General features: G+C 70.3%; 17 protein-coding genes. 14 read left to right on the top strand and 3 right to left on the bottom strand.

Going from position 1 to position 14533, the window contains the following annotated elements; all coding sequences use genetic code 11:
* Nucleotides 1–113 precede the first annotated feature (113 nt).
* From AAT21_RS31245 to AAT21_RS31185, 14 genes are all read left to right on the top strand, one after another.
* Nucleotides 114–1589, top strand: a complete 1476-nt coding sequence (locus AAT21_RS31245; RefSeq protein WP_046780349.1) for an RsmB/NOP family class I SAM-dependent RNA methyltransferase — start codon at nt 114–116, stop codon at nt 1587–1589.
* A 135-nt stretch (nt 1590–1724) separates the two neighbouring features.
* On the top strand, nt 1725–1892 hold the full coding sequence (locus AAT21_RS36290) for an Imm21 family immunity protein (RefSeq protein WP_079026085.1): 168 nt from the start codon (nt 1725–1727) through the stop codon (nt 1890–1892).
* A 193-nt stretch (nt 1893–2085) separates the two neighbouring features.
* Entirely contained in the window at nt 2086–2469 is a 384-nt protein-coding gene (locus AAT21_RS31240; protein WP_046780348.1) for a DUF6507 family protein, read from the top strand.
* Nucleotides 2466–4817, top strand: a complete 2352-nt coding sequence (locus AAT21_RS31235) for a hypothetical protein (RefSeq protein WP_046780347.1) — start codon at nt 2466–2468, stop codon at nt 4815–4817. Before AAT21_RS31240 ends, AAT21_RS31235 begins: the two co-directional genes overlap by 4 nt.
* Before the next feature lie 12 nt (nt 4818–4829).
* Nucleotides 4830–5117: a hypothetical protein gene (locus tag AAT21_RS31230; protein WP_046780346.1), complete on the top strand. Its 288-nt coding sequence runs from the start codon at nt 4830–4832 to the stop codon at nt 5115–5117.
* Between the two features lie 4 nt (nt 5118–5121).
* Nucleotides 5122–5658, top strand: a complete 537-nt coding sequence (locus AAT21_RS31225; protein WP_046780345.1) for a hypothetical protein — start codon at nt 5122–5124, stop codon at nt 5656–5658.
* A gap of 15 nt (nt 5659–5673) precedes the next feature.
* Entirely contained in the window at nt 5674–6306 is a 633-nt protein-coding gene (locus AAT21_RS31220; protein WP_052758075.1) for a hypothetical protein, read from the top strand.
* A complete protein-coding gene (locus tag AAT21_RS31215) occupies nt 6306–7136 on the top strand; it encodes a hypothetical protein (protein WP_235439293.1) in 831 nt (276 codons plus the stop codon). The genes AAT21_RS31220 and AAT21_RS31215 overlap by 1 nt, the downstream gene beginning before the upstream one ends.
* A gap of 21 nt (nt 7137–7157) precedes the next feature.
* A complete protein-coding gene (locus AAT21_RS31210; protein WP_046780344.1) occupies nt 7158–8591 on the top strand; it encodes a DUF6177 family protein in 1434 nt (477 codons plus the stop codon).
* A 1264-nt stretch (nt 8592–9855) separates the two neighbouring features.
* Complete coding sequence (gene rpe / locus AAT21_RS31205) at nt 9856–10542, top strand: ribulose-phosphate 3-epimerase (RefSeq protein ID WP_046780343.1); 687 nt, start codon at nt 9856–9858, stop codon at nt 10540–10542.
* Nucleotides 10543–10680: 138 nt separating this feature from the next.
* Nucleotides 10681–11697, top strand: a complete 1017-nt coding sequence (locus AAT21_RS31200) for a sugar-binding transcriptional regulator (RefSeq protein WP_030964475.1) — start codon at nt 10681–10683, stop codon at nt 11695–11697.
* A gap of 112 nt (nt 11698–11809) precedes the next feature.
* Nucleotides 11810–12031 (top strand): CarD family transcriptional regulator, encoded by a 222-nt coding sequence (locus tag AAT21_RS31195; protein ID WP_046780342.1) that lies wholly within the window; start codon nt 11810–11812, stop codon nt 12029–12031.
* A 49-nt stretch (nt 12032–12080) separates the two neighbouring features.
* Nucleotides 12081–12578, top strand: coding sequence for a guanyl-specific ribonuclease (locus tag AAT21_RS31190; protein ID WP_046780341.1), 498 nt, complete (start codon nt 12081–12083; stop codon nt 12576–12578).
* Complete coding sequence (locus AAT21_RS31185) at nt 12575–13009, top strand: barstar family protein (protein WP_046780340.1); 435 nt, start codon at nt 12575–12577, stop codon at nt 13007–13009. Before AAT21_RS31190 ends, AAT21_RS31185 begins: the two co-directional genes overlap by 4 nt.
* A 142-nt stretch (nt 13010–13151) precedes the next feature.
* On the opposite strand, the gene AAT21_RS39930 is transcribed toward AAT21_RS31185, so the two are convergent.
* From AAT21_RS39930 to AAT21_RS31170, 3 genes are all read right to left on the bottom strand, one after another.
* The gene (locus AAT21_RS39930) at nt 13152–13622 is read right to left on the bottom strand and encodes a group II truncated hemoglobin (protein WP_046780339.1); all 471 of its coding nucleotides are present in this window, start codon (nt 13620–13622) and stop codon (nt 13152–13154) included.
* Nucleotides 13619–13948 carry a putative quinol monooxygenase gene (locus AAT21_RS39925; protein WP_030036642.1) on the bottom strand — a complete coding sequence of 110 codons (330 nt, stop codon included), beginning with the start codon at nt 13946–13948 and terminating at the stop codon, nt 13619–13621. The genes AAT21_RS39930 and AAT21_RS39925 overlap by 4 nt, the downstream gene beginning before the upstream one ends.
* 72 nt (nt 13949–14020) lie before the next feature.
* Nucleotides 14021–14530: a hypothetical protein gene (locus AAT21_RS31170; protein ID WP_046780338.1), complete on the bottom strand. Its 510-nt coding sequence runs from the start codon at nt 14528–14530 to the stop codon at nt 14021–14023.
* Between the last annotated feature and the right edge of the window lie 3 nt (nt 14531–14533).

Here is a 14533-nt window from a genome sequence, read left to right as displayed (position 1 = left end):
ACCGCACCCCGCATCCCCGCCCTCCCGGCGGCCGCACCACTCGCAGCACCTCGCTGTACCTCGCAGCACCTCGAAGTATTTCGTAGCACTCGTACATCCGGAGCACCTTTCACGTGAGCGAACAGCCCCGTCAGCCCCGCCGCAGGCCCGCCCCCGCAGGAGCGGGCGGCAAGCAGGCCAAGCCGTACCGCCGGCCCCAGAAGGACCCCGTCCGGATGCTGGCCTTCGAGGTGCTGCGGGCGGTGGACGAACGCGACGCCTACGCCAACCTCGTCCTGCCGCCGCTGCTCAGGAAGGCCCGCCAGGACGAGAAGTTCCAGGCGCGCGACGCGGCACTGGCCACCGAGCTGGTCTACGGGACGCTGCGCCGCCAGGGCACCTACGACGCGGTCATCAAGGCCTGCATCGACCGCCCCCTGCGCGAGGTGGACCCGCCGGTCCTGGACGTCCTCTCCCTCGGTGCCCACCAGCTCCTGGGCACCCGGATCCCCACCCACGCGGCCGTCTCGGCGAGCGTGGAGCTGGCCCGGGTGGTGCTCGGGGACGGGCGCGCCAAGTTCGTCAACGCCGTACTGCGGAAGATCGCCGCGCATGACCTGGACGGCTGGCTGGAGCGGGTCGCGCCGCCGTACGAGGAGGACGCCGAGGAGCACCTCGCCGTCTACCACTCGCACCCCAGGTGGGTCGTCAGCGCCCTGTGGGACGCGCTGGGCGGCGGACGCGCCGGGATCGAGGACCTGCTGGAGGCCGACAACGAGCGGCCCGAGGTGACCCTGGTCGCCCGGCCGGGCCGGTCCACCCCGCAGGAGCTGCTGGAGGCCGTCGGCGAGGAGTCGGCGCTCCCGGGCCGCTGGTCGCCGTACGCCGTCCGGATGGCCGAGGGCGGCGAGCCGGGCGCGCTGGAGGCGGTGCGCGAGGGCCGCGCCGGCGTCCAGGACGAGGGCAGCCAGCTGGTGGCGATGGCCCTCGCGGCCGTACCCGTCGAAGGCCGTGACGAGCGCTGGCTCGACGGCTGCGCCGGCCCGGGCGGCAAGGCGGCCCTGCTCGGCGCGCTCGCGGCCGAGCGCGGGGCCTTCCTGCTGGCCTCGGAGAAGCAGCCGCACCGGGCCCGGCTGGTGGAGCGGGCCCTCGCGGGCAACCCGGGCCCGTACCAGGTCATCACGGCCGACGGCACCCGTCCGGCGTGGCGGCCGGGCTCCTTCGACCGCGTCCTGATGGACGTGCCGTGCTCCGGCCTCGGCGCACTGCGCCGCCGCCCGGAGGCGCGCTGGCGCCGTCGCCCGGAGGACCTGGAGGGCTTCGCGCCGCTCCAGCGCGGGCTGCTACGGCAGGCGCTGACGGCGGTGCGGGTCGGCGGGGTCGTCGGCTACGCGACGTGCTCCCCGCACCTGGCGGAGACCCGGGTCGTGGTGGACGACGTCCTCAAGGGCCGCGGCGCCGGCAACGCGCCGGTGTCCGCCGAACTCATCGACGCCCGGCCGTTCATGGCCGGCGTCCCCGCCCTGGGCGACGGCCCGGACGTCCAGCTCTGGCCCCACCTGCACGGCACGGACGCGATGTACCTGGCCCTGCTGCGCCGCACGGCGTAGCCGCGCCCGGCCCCGCGCCGTACGGCCCGACGCCCCCGCGACGACGTCCGTCGCGGGGGCGTCCCGTATCCACGCGCTGTCGTGACCCTGTCAGTGGGCGCCGGCAGACCGACGCCATAGCCCCTTTCCCCCGTACTGGCGGACGAGCCGGCCGCCACCTGCTACCTGCCCGAGCACCGGGTCTTCCTACGCCGGCTCGCCGCCGACTCCGAGGCCGGAGTGCAGGCCGCCGCGGAGGCGGTCCTCGCGGACCCCGGCACGCAGCGGAAGGGGACCGCGCACCCTGAACTGCCGGGGTCGTGAATCGGCGTGGGGTCGTTCCATGCTCGGTCACAACTCCGTGCCAGGGATGGCCGACAGGACCGGATGACCCTCATTCACTTTGCAGACAGCAATGCCGGGTTGATAGAAATGGATCACCTGTGCGGGTGGGCGGCGATGCCGTTGCCCGGCGTCGGGGCACTGGAGAGAAGCGTTGTGAGGAACGGGGGACAACGTGTCTACGTGGGACATCAAGCCAGCCGGCGTCCGAGGCGTACTGAACAAAACCGCCGAAGCGGGCAGCAAGTTCGAGGAAGAGTTCACGTCGTACAGCGACGGCCTGGTCGGCGCCGCGACGTGGGCGGGCACGATGGTGCTGGGCGGGACCGAGCTGCCCAAGGAGGGCGCGTTCGGCCCTGTGGCCCAGGCATTGCTTGAGTTTCAGCAGCGAACGGAAAACGACCTGAAGTTCCTTCCCGTCCGGACGGGCAAGTCCATCACCGGTGCGCGCCTGGCCACCGAGGAGTACGTCAAGGGCGACCTGCAGATGGCGAAGAACAAGCAGGAGGAGTACTCCAAGGCTCCGACCGCGGAAGAGCTGAAGGGTCCCAAGAAGTGATCGACGTCGGGAAGATACCGACCTTCACCGGCAACCTGGACACCCTGGAGACGCACGCGGCCGCGCTCAAGACGACCGCCTCCGGCATCCGCGGCACCGGCAGGGACGTGCACAACGCCTTCCAGGCGCTGGACCCGGTCTATGACGCCCCCGAGCAGGAGGAGTTGCTCAACTCGACGATTCCCGTGCGGGACAAGGCGGATGCCTTCGCGACGAAGCTGGAGTCCGTCAGCGGGGCGCTGACGGGTTTCGCGTCGAGCGCCCGTCCGCTGGTGGACAAGATGAAGCAACTCCGCATCGACGCGGAGAAGTTCGTCGCGGACAACAAGGACGACGAGGACTGGCAGCAGGACCAGGGCAAGATCGACGAGAACGCGCGCCTCGTCCGCGAGGTCGGCGTGACCTGGGTGGCGTTCCAGGGCGTCGAGCGCGACGCGGCCAACAAGATCACCAGCCTGGTGGGCGGCACGCACTTCGTCGTCGACGACGGTTCCCACAAGGCCGGCATGTACGGCTTCAAGGCGAGCGACGTCAAGGACGCCAAGGAGACGCCTTGGGGTACGGCCGACGAGCGCGAGTACACGGGTCTGCGCGCGGCGTGGGAGTGGACGAAGGACAACGTCGGCAGCGGCCTGAAGGGCTTCTTCGTCGACGGAGTCTGGGGCACCCTCAAGGGCCTCGGCAACATGGTCAACGTGTTCGACATGGACACCCTCAAGGAGACCTGGTCGGGCATCGGTGACGTCTTCCAGGGTGTCAGCGGCTACCTCCTCACGCCGTGGGACTGGGCGATGGACAAGATGCTCGGCCCGGCGGACCACAGCGTCCGCGAGAAGAACAAGGCGGCCCTGCGCAACTTCGGCAAGTCGCTGGTCGCGTGGGACGAGTGGGGCAAGGATCCCGCACGGGCGGGCGGGACGGTGCTGTTCAACGTCCTGACGCTCGGCGCCGGTTCGGCCCTCAAGCTCGGCCGGGCCGGGAAACTGGGCGTGGGCTCGGAGATCGCGACCGTGGTGGGCAAGGCAGGCGTGCTCGTCGACCCGATGAGCTACCTCGGCAAGGCCGCGAGCGTCACCAAGATCAAGGTCGGCGACTTCATGGAGGGCCTGAAGGCGAGCAGGGCGGGCGTGGACGACATGGCCCGCAACATGCCCGGCGGAGCCTCCCCCCACCCGGCCGACACGACCGCGCCCCCCGGCTACGAGTACACCGACCCGCAGGGCAAGAAGCGTGTCGTCGGCCACGACGGCACCATCCGCGACGAGCACGGCAACGTCGTCCCCGACACCGAGCCCGTCCGGGAGCCGCACAAGGACGACCTGCCCAACACCCATGAGCCTGCCCCGGCCAGGGAACGCGTCCTCGAAGGCGCGGGCGGCCCCAGCCGAGCGGAGAACTCCACGGGCCACCCGACGGGCCCTGCCCACGCGACCGGCGGATCCCACGCCCCGGGTGGCAGCAACCACTCCGTCGGCGGCTCGGCATCCCACACCCCCGGCGGCACGGGCCACAACACGGCCCACAACAGCCACACCACGCCGGGCGGCGGCGGGGGAGCAGGGGCACATACCGCCCCCCACACGACAGGTGGCGGTACCGCCTCGCACGGCGACACGGCCACGACGGGCGGCGACGGCTCGGGTGGCGGCTCGACCGGCCCGCACCACGGCGACGGCTCAGGCGTTCCGCACCAGGGTGACGCCGGCGGCCACGACACCTCGGGCAACTCCGGTGACGGAGGCGGCCAGGGCGATGCCCCGGACGCTTCGACCGGCGGGGCGGGCGACCAGCCGATGGACCCCAAGGTGGTCGACGAACGCATCAAGGACCTGGACGACAGGCAGGGCGGCGAGGGGCATGCGCCAGGCCGTCATCTCTACCCTGCCGACCAGGCATTGATCGACCGCCTTGGTACGGTACTCCGCGACGACAACGGGGTGCCGAAGGTGTACGGACCGAACTCGAACTATCCGGGGTTGCTCAAGTCCGAAAACAACATCGACCCGCTGACCGGAGAGACGGTGGACGGCGTGCACGGTGGCGTCCACCGCGTCGGCCCTTACGCCACTCGATTTGATCATGCGGAAGACATGGTGCGAGCGGACGCATATTTTCGCGACGAGTTCGCGCGAACCGGGGAGATGCCGAAAGACGCATCCATCGAGGACGTCTTGGGGTCGAAAGCTGAGGATCGATTCACCGGATATTATCGCGACCCCAATAATCTCTCCGAGTTCAAGTCGGTTGACTTCGAAGGCGGATCGATCGTTCCGGTCTACCGCCTCCACGATGGCAAATTGACCCTGCATACCATGTTCGCCAACCCGGCACCCGGCCGTCACCCGTAAAAGAGGAGTTCAGTGGACGAGCGATTTGAGCGCTTTGTCAAGGGGTATCTCAATATGGTGGAGGGTTATGATACGAGTGGATATCTCAGGCCCACGCTGATGGGATTCAATGATTCTTTTGTCGAAGCGGTCCGTATGGGGTTTGCCCGGGCCCTGGCGGACGAGGAATTCGGGCCGGCTGAATATGAGCGGCTGACCGATATCGAATTTCCCGACAGGGAGACCCTCCGGTCTTACCTTCAGGCGATGTACGATTACCTTTTCAATGAGGCGCCGGAACAGCCGATGCCGCCTGGGTGACCACATGGCGTCGAGTTTTGCGATCCAGGCGGGCCGCCCGGCCGTTCGGGAGTGCCGGTGCGCCGCTGACCTGGCCGACGCGGTCGGTGGGATGTACGCCTCCGGGACCGAGGACGCCATCCTTGTGTGGAATCTGGTGCCGGTGCGGCTGTCTTACCGCAATGACCTTGCCGTCCTGCTTGATGACCTCGTGCCCCTCCTTGAGGAGGTAGGACGCCCGGGATTCTCGGACGCCCAGGTCTTCTGGGGGTCGGACACGTTCTCGGCCGAGTGGGTGATCGTCCGCGAGGGCGATTCACTGAGGATCCGGGCGTGCTGGCACAGCACGCTCGGCAACTACGAGTCGCTGCTCGCGGAGCGGGGCGATGTCTTGGTCCTCACGGAGGAATTCATCGGAGAGTGGGCGAAGCTTCTGCGGCGGATCGTCACTGATGTCGAGGCGCAGTGTGCGGAGGTGGAGGACAGTGACCTCCTCGGCCGCGCCAAAGCTCTGTTGGCCCGGTCGTCAGATATCCCGGCAGCATGTGCTGCCCCGACGTAGGAGAGTTGGCCGGCCATGTTGATGCGTGCTCCCCAGGAGAGCGGATCGTGGACCTGGATCCTGGATGATGTGACGGGTCCCGATCTGGAGTTCGCGCTCAACGCTGCGGCGCGCATGAGCGCGGTGCTCGAGAAGCACGATCTGCTGGAGCCGCATTCAATCGGGTGGTCCTGGCGTCACGCCGCCAGAAGGGGCCTCGCGGGCGATAGCTGCCTGAGCGTCAGCCCGAGTGCGATCGCCGGCCCGGCATTGCCGGATCGGCTCCGTTCATTTCATCCGCAGGCGCGAATCAGCTCGATCATATTGCTGGGATCGGGAGCCTGGTTCGACGCGGACGGTGAACGCCACCGCGAGGACCGGCTGGTGGAACTCTTTCTGGCGCCCGACGAAACGGATGTCTGGGTCGAACTGTCCGTGCACCACGACGTCTGGGCGCAATGCGATTTCCAGGGCCGGCCGCAGCCGCGCATCCACGCCAACAACGCGCCCCGGCTCGCCGCCGCCCTGCGGGAGATCGAGCAAGTACTCGGCGTCGCGGCGGAGCCCGGCGAGCCGACGTACTACGGATGCGCCGAGGGTTACGGCCTGAAGGCTCCCGACATCATCGACGGGCTGGGACCGGACGTGTCCGGTGCCCTACTCGGCTAGTGGGCGACGCATTCGGCGAGAGGAGGCGCCGGACCGTGCAGGGATATGACCCATTGCTCGGTACGGATTTCGACGGACGACCGACGGACGACATCCATGACGTCATCTACGACGCGTTCGAAAGTCCCCGTCACCTGAACCGTGTTCCCGGCCTCGTCGCCTTGATGAACGGTCCAGGCCCGTCCGAGATCGAGCGATTCCTGGCGTGCGTGGTGCTGACGACCTGGGGCGAGGCGGCGGGCTACGAGGCGGTGGTCCGTGCCGCTGCGGATCCCAGGAGGGCTGCCTGGTACGGCATCTCGATCGACCGGAAGTTCTCCGTGGACAACACGTTCGCGCAGCTCGCGGATGCCGTCGCCGAGCGGGACCTGACACGGGAGAAGGGAACCGAGCCCCTTCGGCTGCACGCCGCCCGCGCGCTGGTGCGGATCGCCGACAGCGAGTACTTCGAGGACAAGCTGGGCGAGTTGTTCGACAGGAGCACGCTCGGGGTGCTGCTGGACGACGTCAGGGACGTCATCGGCCGGGGCGTGCGGTCACTGGCGGCGGGTGAGAAGCGCTCGTTCGACCTGCCCACACAGCTGGTGGACCTGGCGTCCGGTGTTTCCACGGTCGACGGGTGCCTGGGCGTGGCGTCGGCCATGAGCGTGCTCGACGTCAGCCGCTCCCCGCGAGCGCTGATCCATGCCGTCCCCATCGTCTCCCGTGCGCGGGGCCCGGAAGGCCGCCGGTTCGGCGAGTACCTGCTGACCTTCGGAGACGAACGAGTGCGCGCGGAGGCCCGCGAGGCACTGAGAGAAATATACGAGCGACATGAGTGGCACGAGTGAGATGACGACAAGGAACACGGCATGACCAAGGACGTGATCGCGCTCACCGAGCGCATGCCGGACGCGCTGAGCGTCCTGGCGGGCCTGCTCGCGGGCGGACCGGACCTGCTGGTCGATTCCGCTGGCGACGGCGCCGTGGTGCAACTGTGCGATGGCGAGGGCCGGCCGCTCGTCTCGATCGAGGTCCCGCTGATGCTCCAGGTGCCGGGCGAGGCGGTCCGGCTGCTGGGGCCGGGAGCCGAGCTGTCGGGCGACGGCCCGGCGTGGTGGGTCGAGGCGCGCGCCGCCGCGGGCGTGCCGCAGGCCGAGCAGCTCGCCGGGGCCTTCGCGGCCCGGCTGACCATGCTCCTGGGCGGGCGGGTCTGGCCGCCGGACGCCCCAGGCACCGTCGGCGCGGCCCGCCCGGTCGACGTGTCCGGCATCACCGCCGTACCGGCGCCCGCCGCCGCCCAGCCGGCCGTGGACATGCTCACCGACAAGGCCGCCGTCGTCCTCCAGGACCGCCCCGTCGTCCCCATGACGAGCTGGCTCTCCGAGGTGCTGCGGGCCACCGTGGAGAGCGACCGGTCCCTGCAGATCGTCACCCCGCCGCACTGCCGCCTCTCCACGCCCACCCGCCTGCTGCTGCAGTCCATGCCCGCCCGCTGGGTGGTGCAGGACGAGCGGTGCGGCTACTACGACGGGCTCACGGGCGCCGTACTGACCTGGCAGGACGACGCCTTCGCCCCTGCCCGGGGCGAGAACGGCGAGACGCCGGTGGCGCAGGCCTTCAGGGAGTCCGCGGCCGGACCCACCGGTGAGCGCCAGCTCAGCGTCTCCTTCCGTACCCTGCACCGCCCCACGGCGGACCTCGTCCTCGGCGGCGCGCTCGAAGCCGCCTGGCAGGCGCTGACAGGTGGCCCGCCGGCCGGCTGGGGGACCTCCGAGCCCGCAGGCCTGAAGTGGTCGCGGCGCCAGCTGACCGAGCTGGCCTACGAGCGGGCCCCACGCTCCACCTGGACCGTTGTCGTCGGCACGCCGGACCGGCCCGCCGTCGCCACACTCCGCGTGATCCGCACCCCGGAGGGGGTGGAGGAGGACATCACCCTCACCCTGGGCTACGGCCAGGGCGAGGAGATACCGTTTGCGGCCCTTCCGGGGCTGGCAGAGGAGCTGGTGACCCGGTACGGGCTCAAGACCATGCTCTGCCAGCTGCGCGAAGCCCGCCGGGACCTGAGCGCCCCGCCCCACTACGAGCACCCGCCGCTGCCGTACGCCTTCGTACTCGGCCCGGCGGAGGTCCAGGAGGCGGGGCGGGACACCGCGAGCAGGACGCCGCTCAAGGTAGCCCCGGTGCAACTGGGCCCGAAGGCCCGGCCGGGCTTCTACTACGCACTCGGCGACGCCGAGACGGCTGAAAGCTGGGCCGCCCTGGAGAGGCTGCTGCGCCACCTGCGCGGCGCGCCGCCGGCGTAAAGGACGACGCTGGCGCAGGGTGTGAGGCGGGGCGGTGGGGTGGGGGCGGGAGCCGTTTGGGCCTTGGTCAGTGACGCGTATGGGGGTTTCCCGTCAGTCTCATCGTCTCTCCGTGTCGTGCCGGTCCGTCAAGGGCGCTCCTTCGTCGCGTCNCGGCCACCCTTGACCGACCGTCCCGCCCCGGAAATCCGAAAGACTGCCAGGAAGCCCCCAAAGGGACGGGCCGGGAGCAGAAAGGACACAGACGAGGTGGGTGCGCTGCGCGGGCGAAGCCCGGTGCGCCTCCCATCGCTACGCGCTCCTGTCTGGCGGCGTCTGTCAGCCTCTTGGGCTGGGCAGAGTCCGCCACAGATCGCTACGCGCTTCTGTCGGTAGGCGTCTGCGAGCCCCCGTGGTCGGTCATAGACCGCCATCGATCGCTACGAGCTCCTCCGGGACGGCGTCAGCCACCAGTTTTGTGCTGATCGGGGCGCATGAGAGGCCTGAAAGGCCGATCCATCGCCTCAGCCGAACTCAATCCCCGTCAGGGCCACTGCGAGATCCCATGCACACGCCCATATATGAGCAATTGGGGCATATTGAAGCCTCTTTGCGGCGCCCGCCCTCCCTGACCCGGATCGGCTTCGCCTCAGCCGTCATCTGGCGTCTTTCTCCCCACGACAGCCTTCAGGCGCCCTCCGTGAGGAGCAATCCAGGCCTCTGCGGCCTGTGACCCGCCCCAGACGGTATGCGGACGCGTGATCGAGAAGCGCGTAGCGATCTGTGGCGGCTTATGACCAGCCACAGAGGCTCGCGGACGCCGGAGGGCAGGAGCGCGTAGCGATTGGGGGCGCACCGGGCTCCGCCCGCGCAGCGCACCCGCCTCGTCTGTGTCTTTCTGCTCCCGGCCCGTCCCTTTGGGGGCTTCCTGGCAGTCTTTCGGATTTCCGGGGCGGGACGGTCGGTCAAGGGTGGCCGNGACGCGACGAAGGAGCGCCCTTGACGGACCGGCACGACACGGAGAGACGATGAGACTGACGGGAAACCCCCATACGCGTCACTGGCCAAGGCCCGACCGGCTCCCGCTACTCCGGACCGCCCTCGGGCCTCGCCCCGCCGGGCCTTCCGCCTCCCCCTCCCTGCCCCGGCGTCGCCCTCGGCTAGGGCTGAAGCAAATCTGTAAGGGTGGCTTAAGGGTCTTTCGCTGTTCTTTTAGCGTCACTGTGCGGATCCTGACTTGCGGGGTCGTGGCCGGAAGCGGCCGGAGGCATGGCAGGCTTGGGGCATGGCCGCTCAGATTTATCCCAGCATCCTGTCCGCCGACTTCGCCCGTCTCGCCGAGGAGGCGAAGGCCGTCGAGGGGGCCGACTGGCTGCATGTCGACGTCATGGACAACCATTTCGTCCCGAACCTCACCCTCGGCGTGCCGGTCGTGGAGTCCTTGAGCCGGGCCACGGACATCCCGCTGGACCTGCACCTGATGATCGAGAACCCGGACCGCTGGGCTCCGCAGTACGTGGAGGCCGGCGCGGGCTCGGTCACCTTCCACGCCGAGGCCGCGGCGGCGCCCGTACGCCTCGCGCGGGAGATCCGGGCCAAGGGGGCGCGGGCCTCCATGGCGCTCAAGCCCGCGACGCCGATCGAGCAGTACGAGGACATCCTCCCCGAGCTCGACATGCTGCTGATCATGACGGTCGAGCCCGGCTTCGGCGGCCAGCCCTTTCTCGACATCATGCTCCCCAAGATCCGCCGTACCCGGGAGCTGATCGCCAAGCACGGTCTGGAGCTGTGGCTCCAGGTCGACGGCGGGGTGTCGGCCTCCACCATCGAGCGCTGCGCCGAGGCCGGCGCGGACGTCTTCGTGGCGGGCAGCGCGGTCTACGGGGCGGTCGATCCGGCGGCCGCCGTCCGTACGCTGCGTGACCAGGCGGGTGCGGCGATCGCAGCGGCGCCGTGGGCTTGTGACCACTGAGCGGAGCATTGATGAACAGCTCGGTGAACGGGAGCTGTCCAGGCTGATCAACGGCCGTCGGATCTGACAGGATGAACGACGAGTCGAGAGTGTGAACACGAGAGTGTGAACAGCAGTGAGGAGAACGCGGTGTCTGCAATGTCGGCGGGACGGTCAGCCCTGCGGATGGGACCCGCGGAGCTGGTGCAGGCGGCGGCCATGGCGCGCCGCTTCTACCTGGAGGGCAAGTCCAAGATCCAGATCGCCGAGGAGTTCGGCGTGAGCCGCTTCAAGGTGGCCAGGGTGCTGGAGACCGCCCTCGAACGCGACCTCGTACGCATCGAGATCCGGGTACCGGCCGAGCTCGACGCCGAGCGGTCGGACGCGCTCCGGGCCCGGTACGGGCTCCGGCACGCCGTCGTGGTGGAGTCGCCCGCCGACACCACCGAGGACGCCCCGGACCCGGAGAACCTGGGCGCGGTCGCCGCCGACCTGCTGGGCGAACTGGTCAGCGAGGGCGACGTACTGGGCCTCGCGTGGGGCCGGTCGACCATCCACATGGCCGCCTCCCTGCACCGCCTCCCGCAGTGCACCGTGGTCCAGCTGACCGGCGTGTACGACGCAGGGACGGCGGAGCGCGGCTCGGTCGAGGCCGTACGCAGGGCCGCGCAGGTGTCGGGCGGCGACGCGCACCCGATCTACGCGCCCATGCTGCTCCCCGACCCGGCGACGGCGGCCGCGCTGCGCAGCCAGACCGGGATCGCCCGCGCCTTCGACTACTTCGACAAGGTGACGGTCGCGGCCGTCTCCATCGGTTCGTGGGAGCCGGGCATCTCGACCGTCCACGACATGCTGACGGACGAGGAGCGGGCGCACTACGCCTCGCTGGGTGTCGCGGCCGAGATGTCCGCCCACCTCTTCGACGCCGAGGGCCGGCGGGTCGGCCGGGACCTCGGCGAGCGGTGCATCACCGTCGAGGCGGACCGGCTGCGGCGGATCCCCGAGGTCGTGGCGATCGCGGGAGGGCTGCGCAAGGCCTCCGCGATCGGCGCGGTGCTGCGGTCGGGGCTGGTGACCAGCCTGGTCACGGACACGGCGGTCGCCGACTACCTGCTGACCGAGTCGGCTCCGGGGCTGCGGCCGGCCCTGGACCGGGCCGACCCCGACGACCTGTAGGGGCGTACGGGCACCGCGTCGGGGGCCTCGGGGTGTGGATGGTGCGGATGGTGCCGGGATCGAGACCTGAAGGGGCGCCGCGGGACGGCCCGCTGGGCGCATACTGGATCCGATGACAAAATCAGCAGTGCCTCGCCGCCATTTGCCGTCCAGCCCGTTCAAGGCCCCCGTGGAACAGCCCATCCGGCAGTTCAACGTCGGGGACCGGGTCACCCACGACGAGCACGGCCTCGGCCGTGTCGTCGGAATCGAGGAGGGGATCGCCGTTCTCGTCGACTTCGGTGCGGTCCAGAAGCGCATCCTGAGTCCGTACAGCAAGATGGCCGCGCTCTGACGCGACCGAGCGATTCGCGGGCGAATCGGATATTCGACACGATCGGCGCATGATCTTCCGGACCGTGCCCCGATGGTTGCTGCGTTCGCTGGGGGCCGTGGTCCTCTGTGTCGCGCTCGTCGCCGTGGCGGGCTGTGGGGCGCAGGGACCCGGCCCCGCCGTCGCCAGTGGCAGTGCCGACCGCGGGGCGGCTCCCAGCGGGGCCGCACGTACGGACCCCGGTGGCGTTCCTGATGCCGTTCCCGATGCCGTTCCCGGCTGGGCGCGGGGGATGGCCGTCGTACGGGCCGACGCGCTGCCACGGCAGGCGCGGGACGTCCTCGCGCTGATCGACAGGGGCGGCCCGTACCCGTACCGGCAGGACGGCACCGTCTTCGGGAACTTCGAGAAGGTCCTGCCGCGCCAGAAGCGCGGCTACTACCACGAGTTCACGGTGCGCACGCCGGGGGAGCGGGACCGCGGTGCCCGGCGGATCGTGACGGGTGAGGGCGGGGAGTTCTACTACACGGACGACCACTACGAGACCTTCAAGGCGGTTCTCCGATGACCCTTGAGCCGCAGCCGCTCGCCCCGGCGCTCGCCGCCGCCGAGGAGGCGGGCTGGACGACCCTGCGGCTGGACCTGGACGGCGTACGGAGCAAGGCCGGTCTGATGGCGCGGTGCGGGGAGGCCTTGCGGCTGCCGGAGTGGGTCGGCGGGAACTGGGACGCGCTCGCGGATGCCTTGCGGGATCTGTCCTGGTTGCCGGGGGCCGCGGGGCGGCTGGTGGCGGTGACCTCGTGGCGCGGGTACGCGGGGGAGCGGGCGGGGGAGTGGGAGACGTTTGTGGAGGTGCTGGAGGAGGCGGTGGATTTCTGGCGGAAGGGTGGTCGCGGCGAGGTGGGGTTCGCTGTGGTGCTGGCCTTGCCGGAGGCTGGGGGCGGGCCGGTTGTCGGGGCTCCGCCCCGGGCCCCGCGCCTCAAACGCCGGCGAGGCTGAAGACCGGGGCTCCGCCCCCGGCCCCGCGCCTCATGCGCCGGCGGGGCTGGACGGTGCGGCGGGGGCCGGAGGCGCCGGGGCTGAACGAGTGCCTCAGGCGGCCGCGGCACCGGGTGGGGTGGAGCCACCCGGTGCCGGGGGTTCAGTCCGTCTTCGGGGTCCAGGGCGGGGTCTGGCCCCAGGACCAGACCGGGATTTCGGCCGCGTCGACCGGCGGGGGGTTGGGGCCCGAGTAGATCAGGGCCATACGGGTGCCCCACTCGATGTAGTAGGCGAACACCCCGCGGAACTCCGGGTCCGTCGGGAGGCCGACCTCGTCGGCCGTGTCCATCAGCAGGTCCACCCAGCGGCGGCGCTGCTGCTCGGTGATGGCCCGGCCCAGGTGCTTGGTGGCCATGTGCTGGTGGCCGCCGTGGTGGGCGGTGTAGTCCGCCGGGCCGCCGAAGACCTCCGACAGCCACACCGCTACGTGCTGGGGGTGCTCCGAGTCCATGCCCGCGAAGACCGGGGCCAGGATCTCGTCCTGGAGGGCGTGGGCGTAGAAGGCGTCGGTGAGGCGGTTCATGGCCTCCGCCCCGCCCATCCACTCGTAGATGGTGGGTGTGGTGCTCATCGCTGTCCGGCGCCCTTTCCCGTGCCCACGACGCCCGTCACGAGGTAGTGCTGCATCTCCTCGATGGCCGTCACGTAGGGGCGGATCGCGCTGAAGAAGGCCGGGAAGTGCTCCCCCTTGCGGAAGCCGCCCAGGTGCGCCTCGATCGAGGTCCAGCGGATCCGGAGGATGTAGCGCTCCTTCTCCTCCTCGCACCGGGCGAGTTCGTAGTCGATGCACTCGGGCGAGGCGGCCAGGGACTCGGCCGCCCGGGCGTACGCGTCCTCGAAGGCCTGCTGGTCGTCCAATGCGATCCGGTAGCGGATGTATTCGACGGTGGTCGTCATGGTGCGTACCTCTCCCTGGGTGTAGGTCCCGGCCAGCCTTACGCGATCACGCGGCGCCATGGGGCGGATTCGTCATTCGGACCCGGACTTCATGGAGTCGGTCGTGCCGGAGACGTCGGGACCCTGGGCGCGGACCCGGCCGACCTGGTCCAGGGAGTCGCGCAGCTCCGTCAGCCAGCTGTCGGTGTTGCGCCCGACGAGGCGCACGCACCACGCCAGCGCGTCGGCCCGGCTGCGGGCGACGCCGCCGGCGACCAGGGTGTCGAGTACCTGGCGTTCGGACTGGCGCAGCCGGGTCATGACGGGGACGGCGAGGTGGGTGAAGAGGGTCGTCTCGTCACCCACCCGTACGCCCCAGGCGACCTTGCGGCGGTAGAGCTCCTCGGCCTCGCGGGCCACCTCGATGCGCTGTTCGCGGGTGCGTATCCGGAACTCCCGTACCGATTCGGTCGCCGGGATGCTGCCGACGACCGTGATCTCCTCGCGGTCGGCGGTGACCGAGTCGAGGGACTCGTACACGTCCACCGGCAGGCGCTCGGCGAACCATGCGCGGAGCTGTTCGCTCTGTTCGGCTGTAATCATGTA

Origin of the sequence: Streptomyces yangpuensis (genome assembly GCF_001005295.1) — a bacterium.
GTDB lineage: Bacteria > Actinomycetota > Actinomycetes > Streptomycetales > Streptomycetaceae > Streptomyces > Streptomyces yangpuensis.
This window is presented reverse-complemented; position numbering and strand designations above follow the sequence as displayed.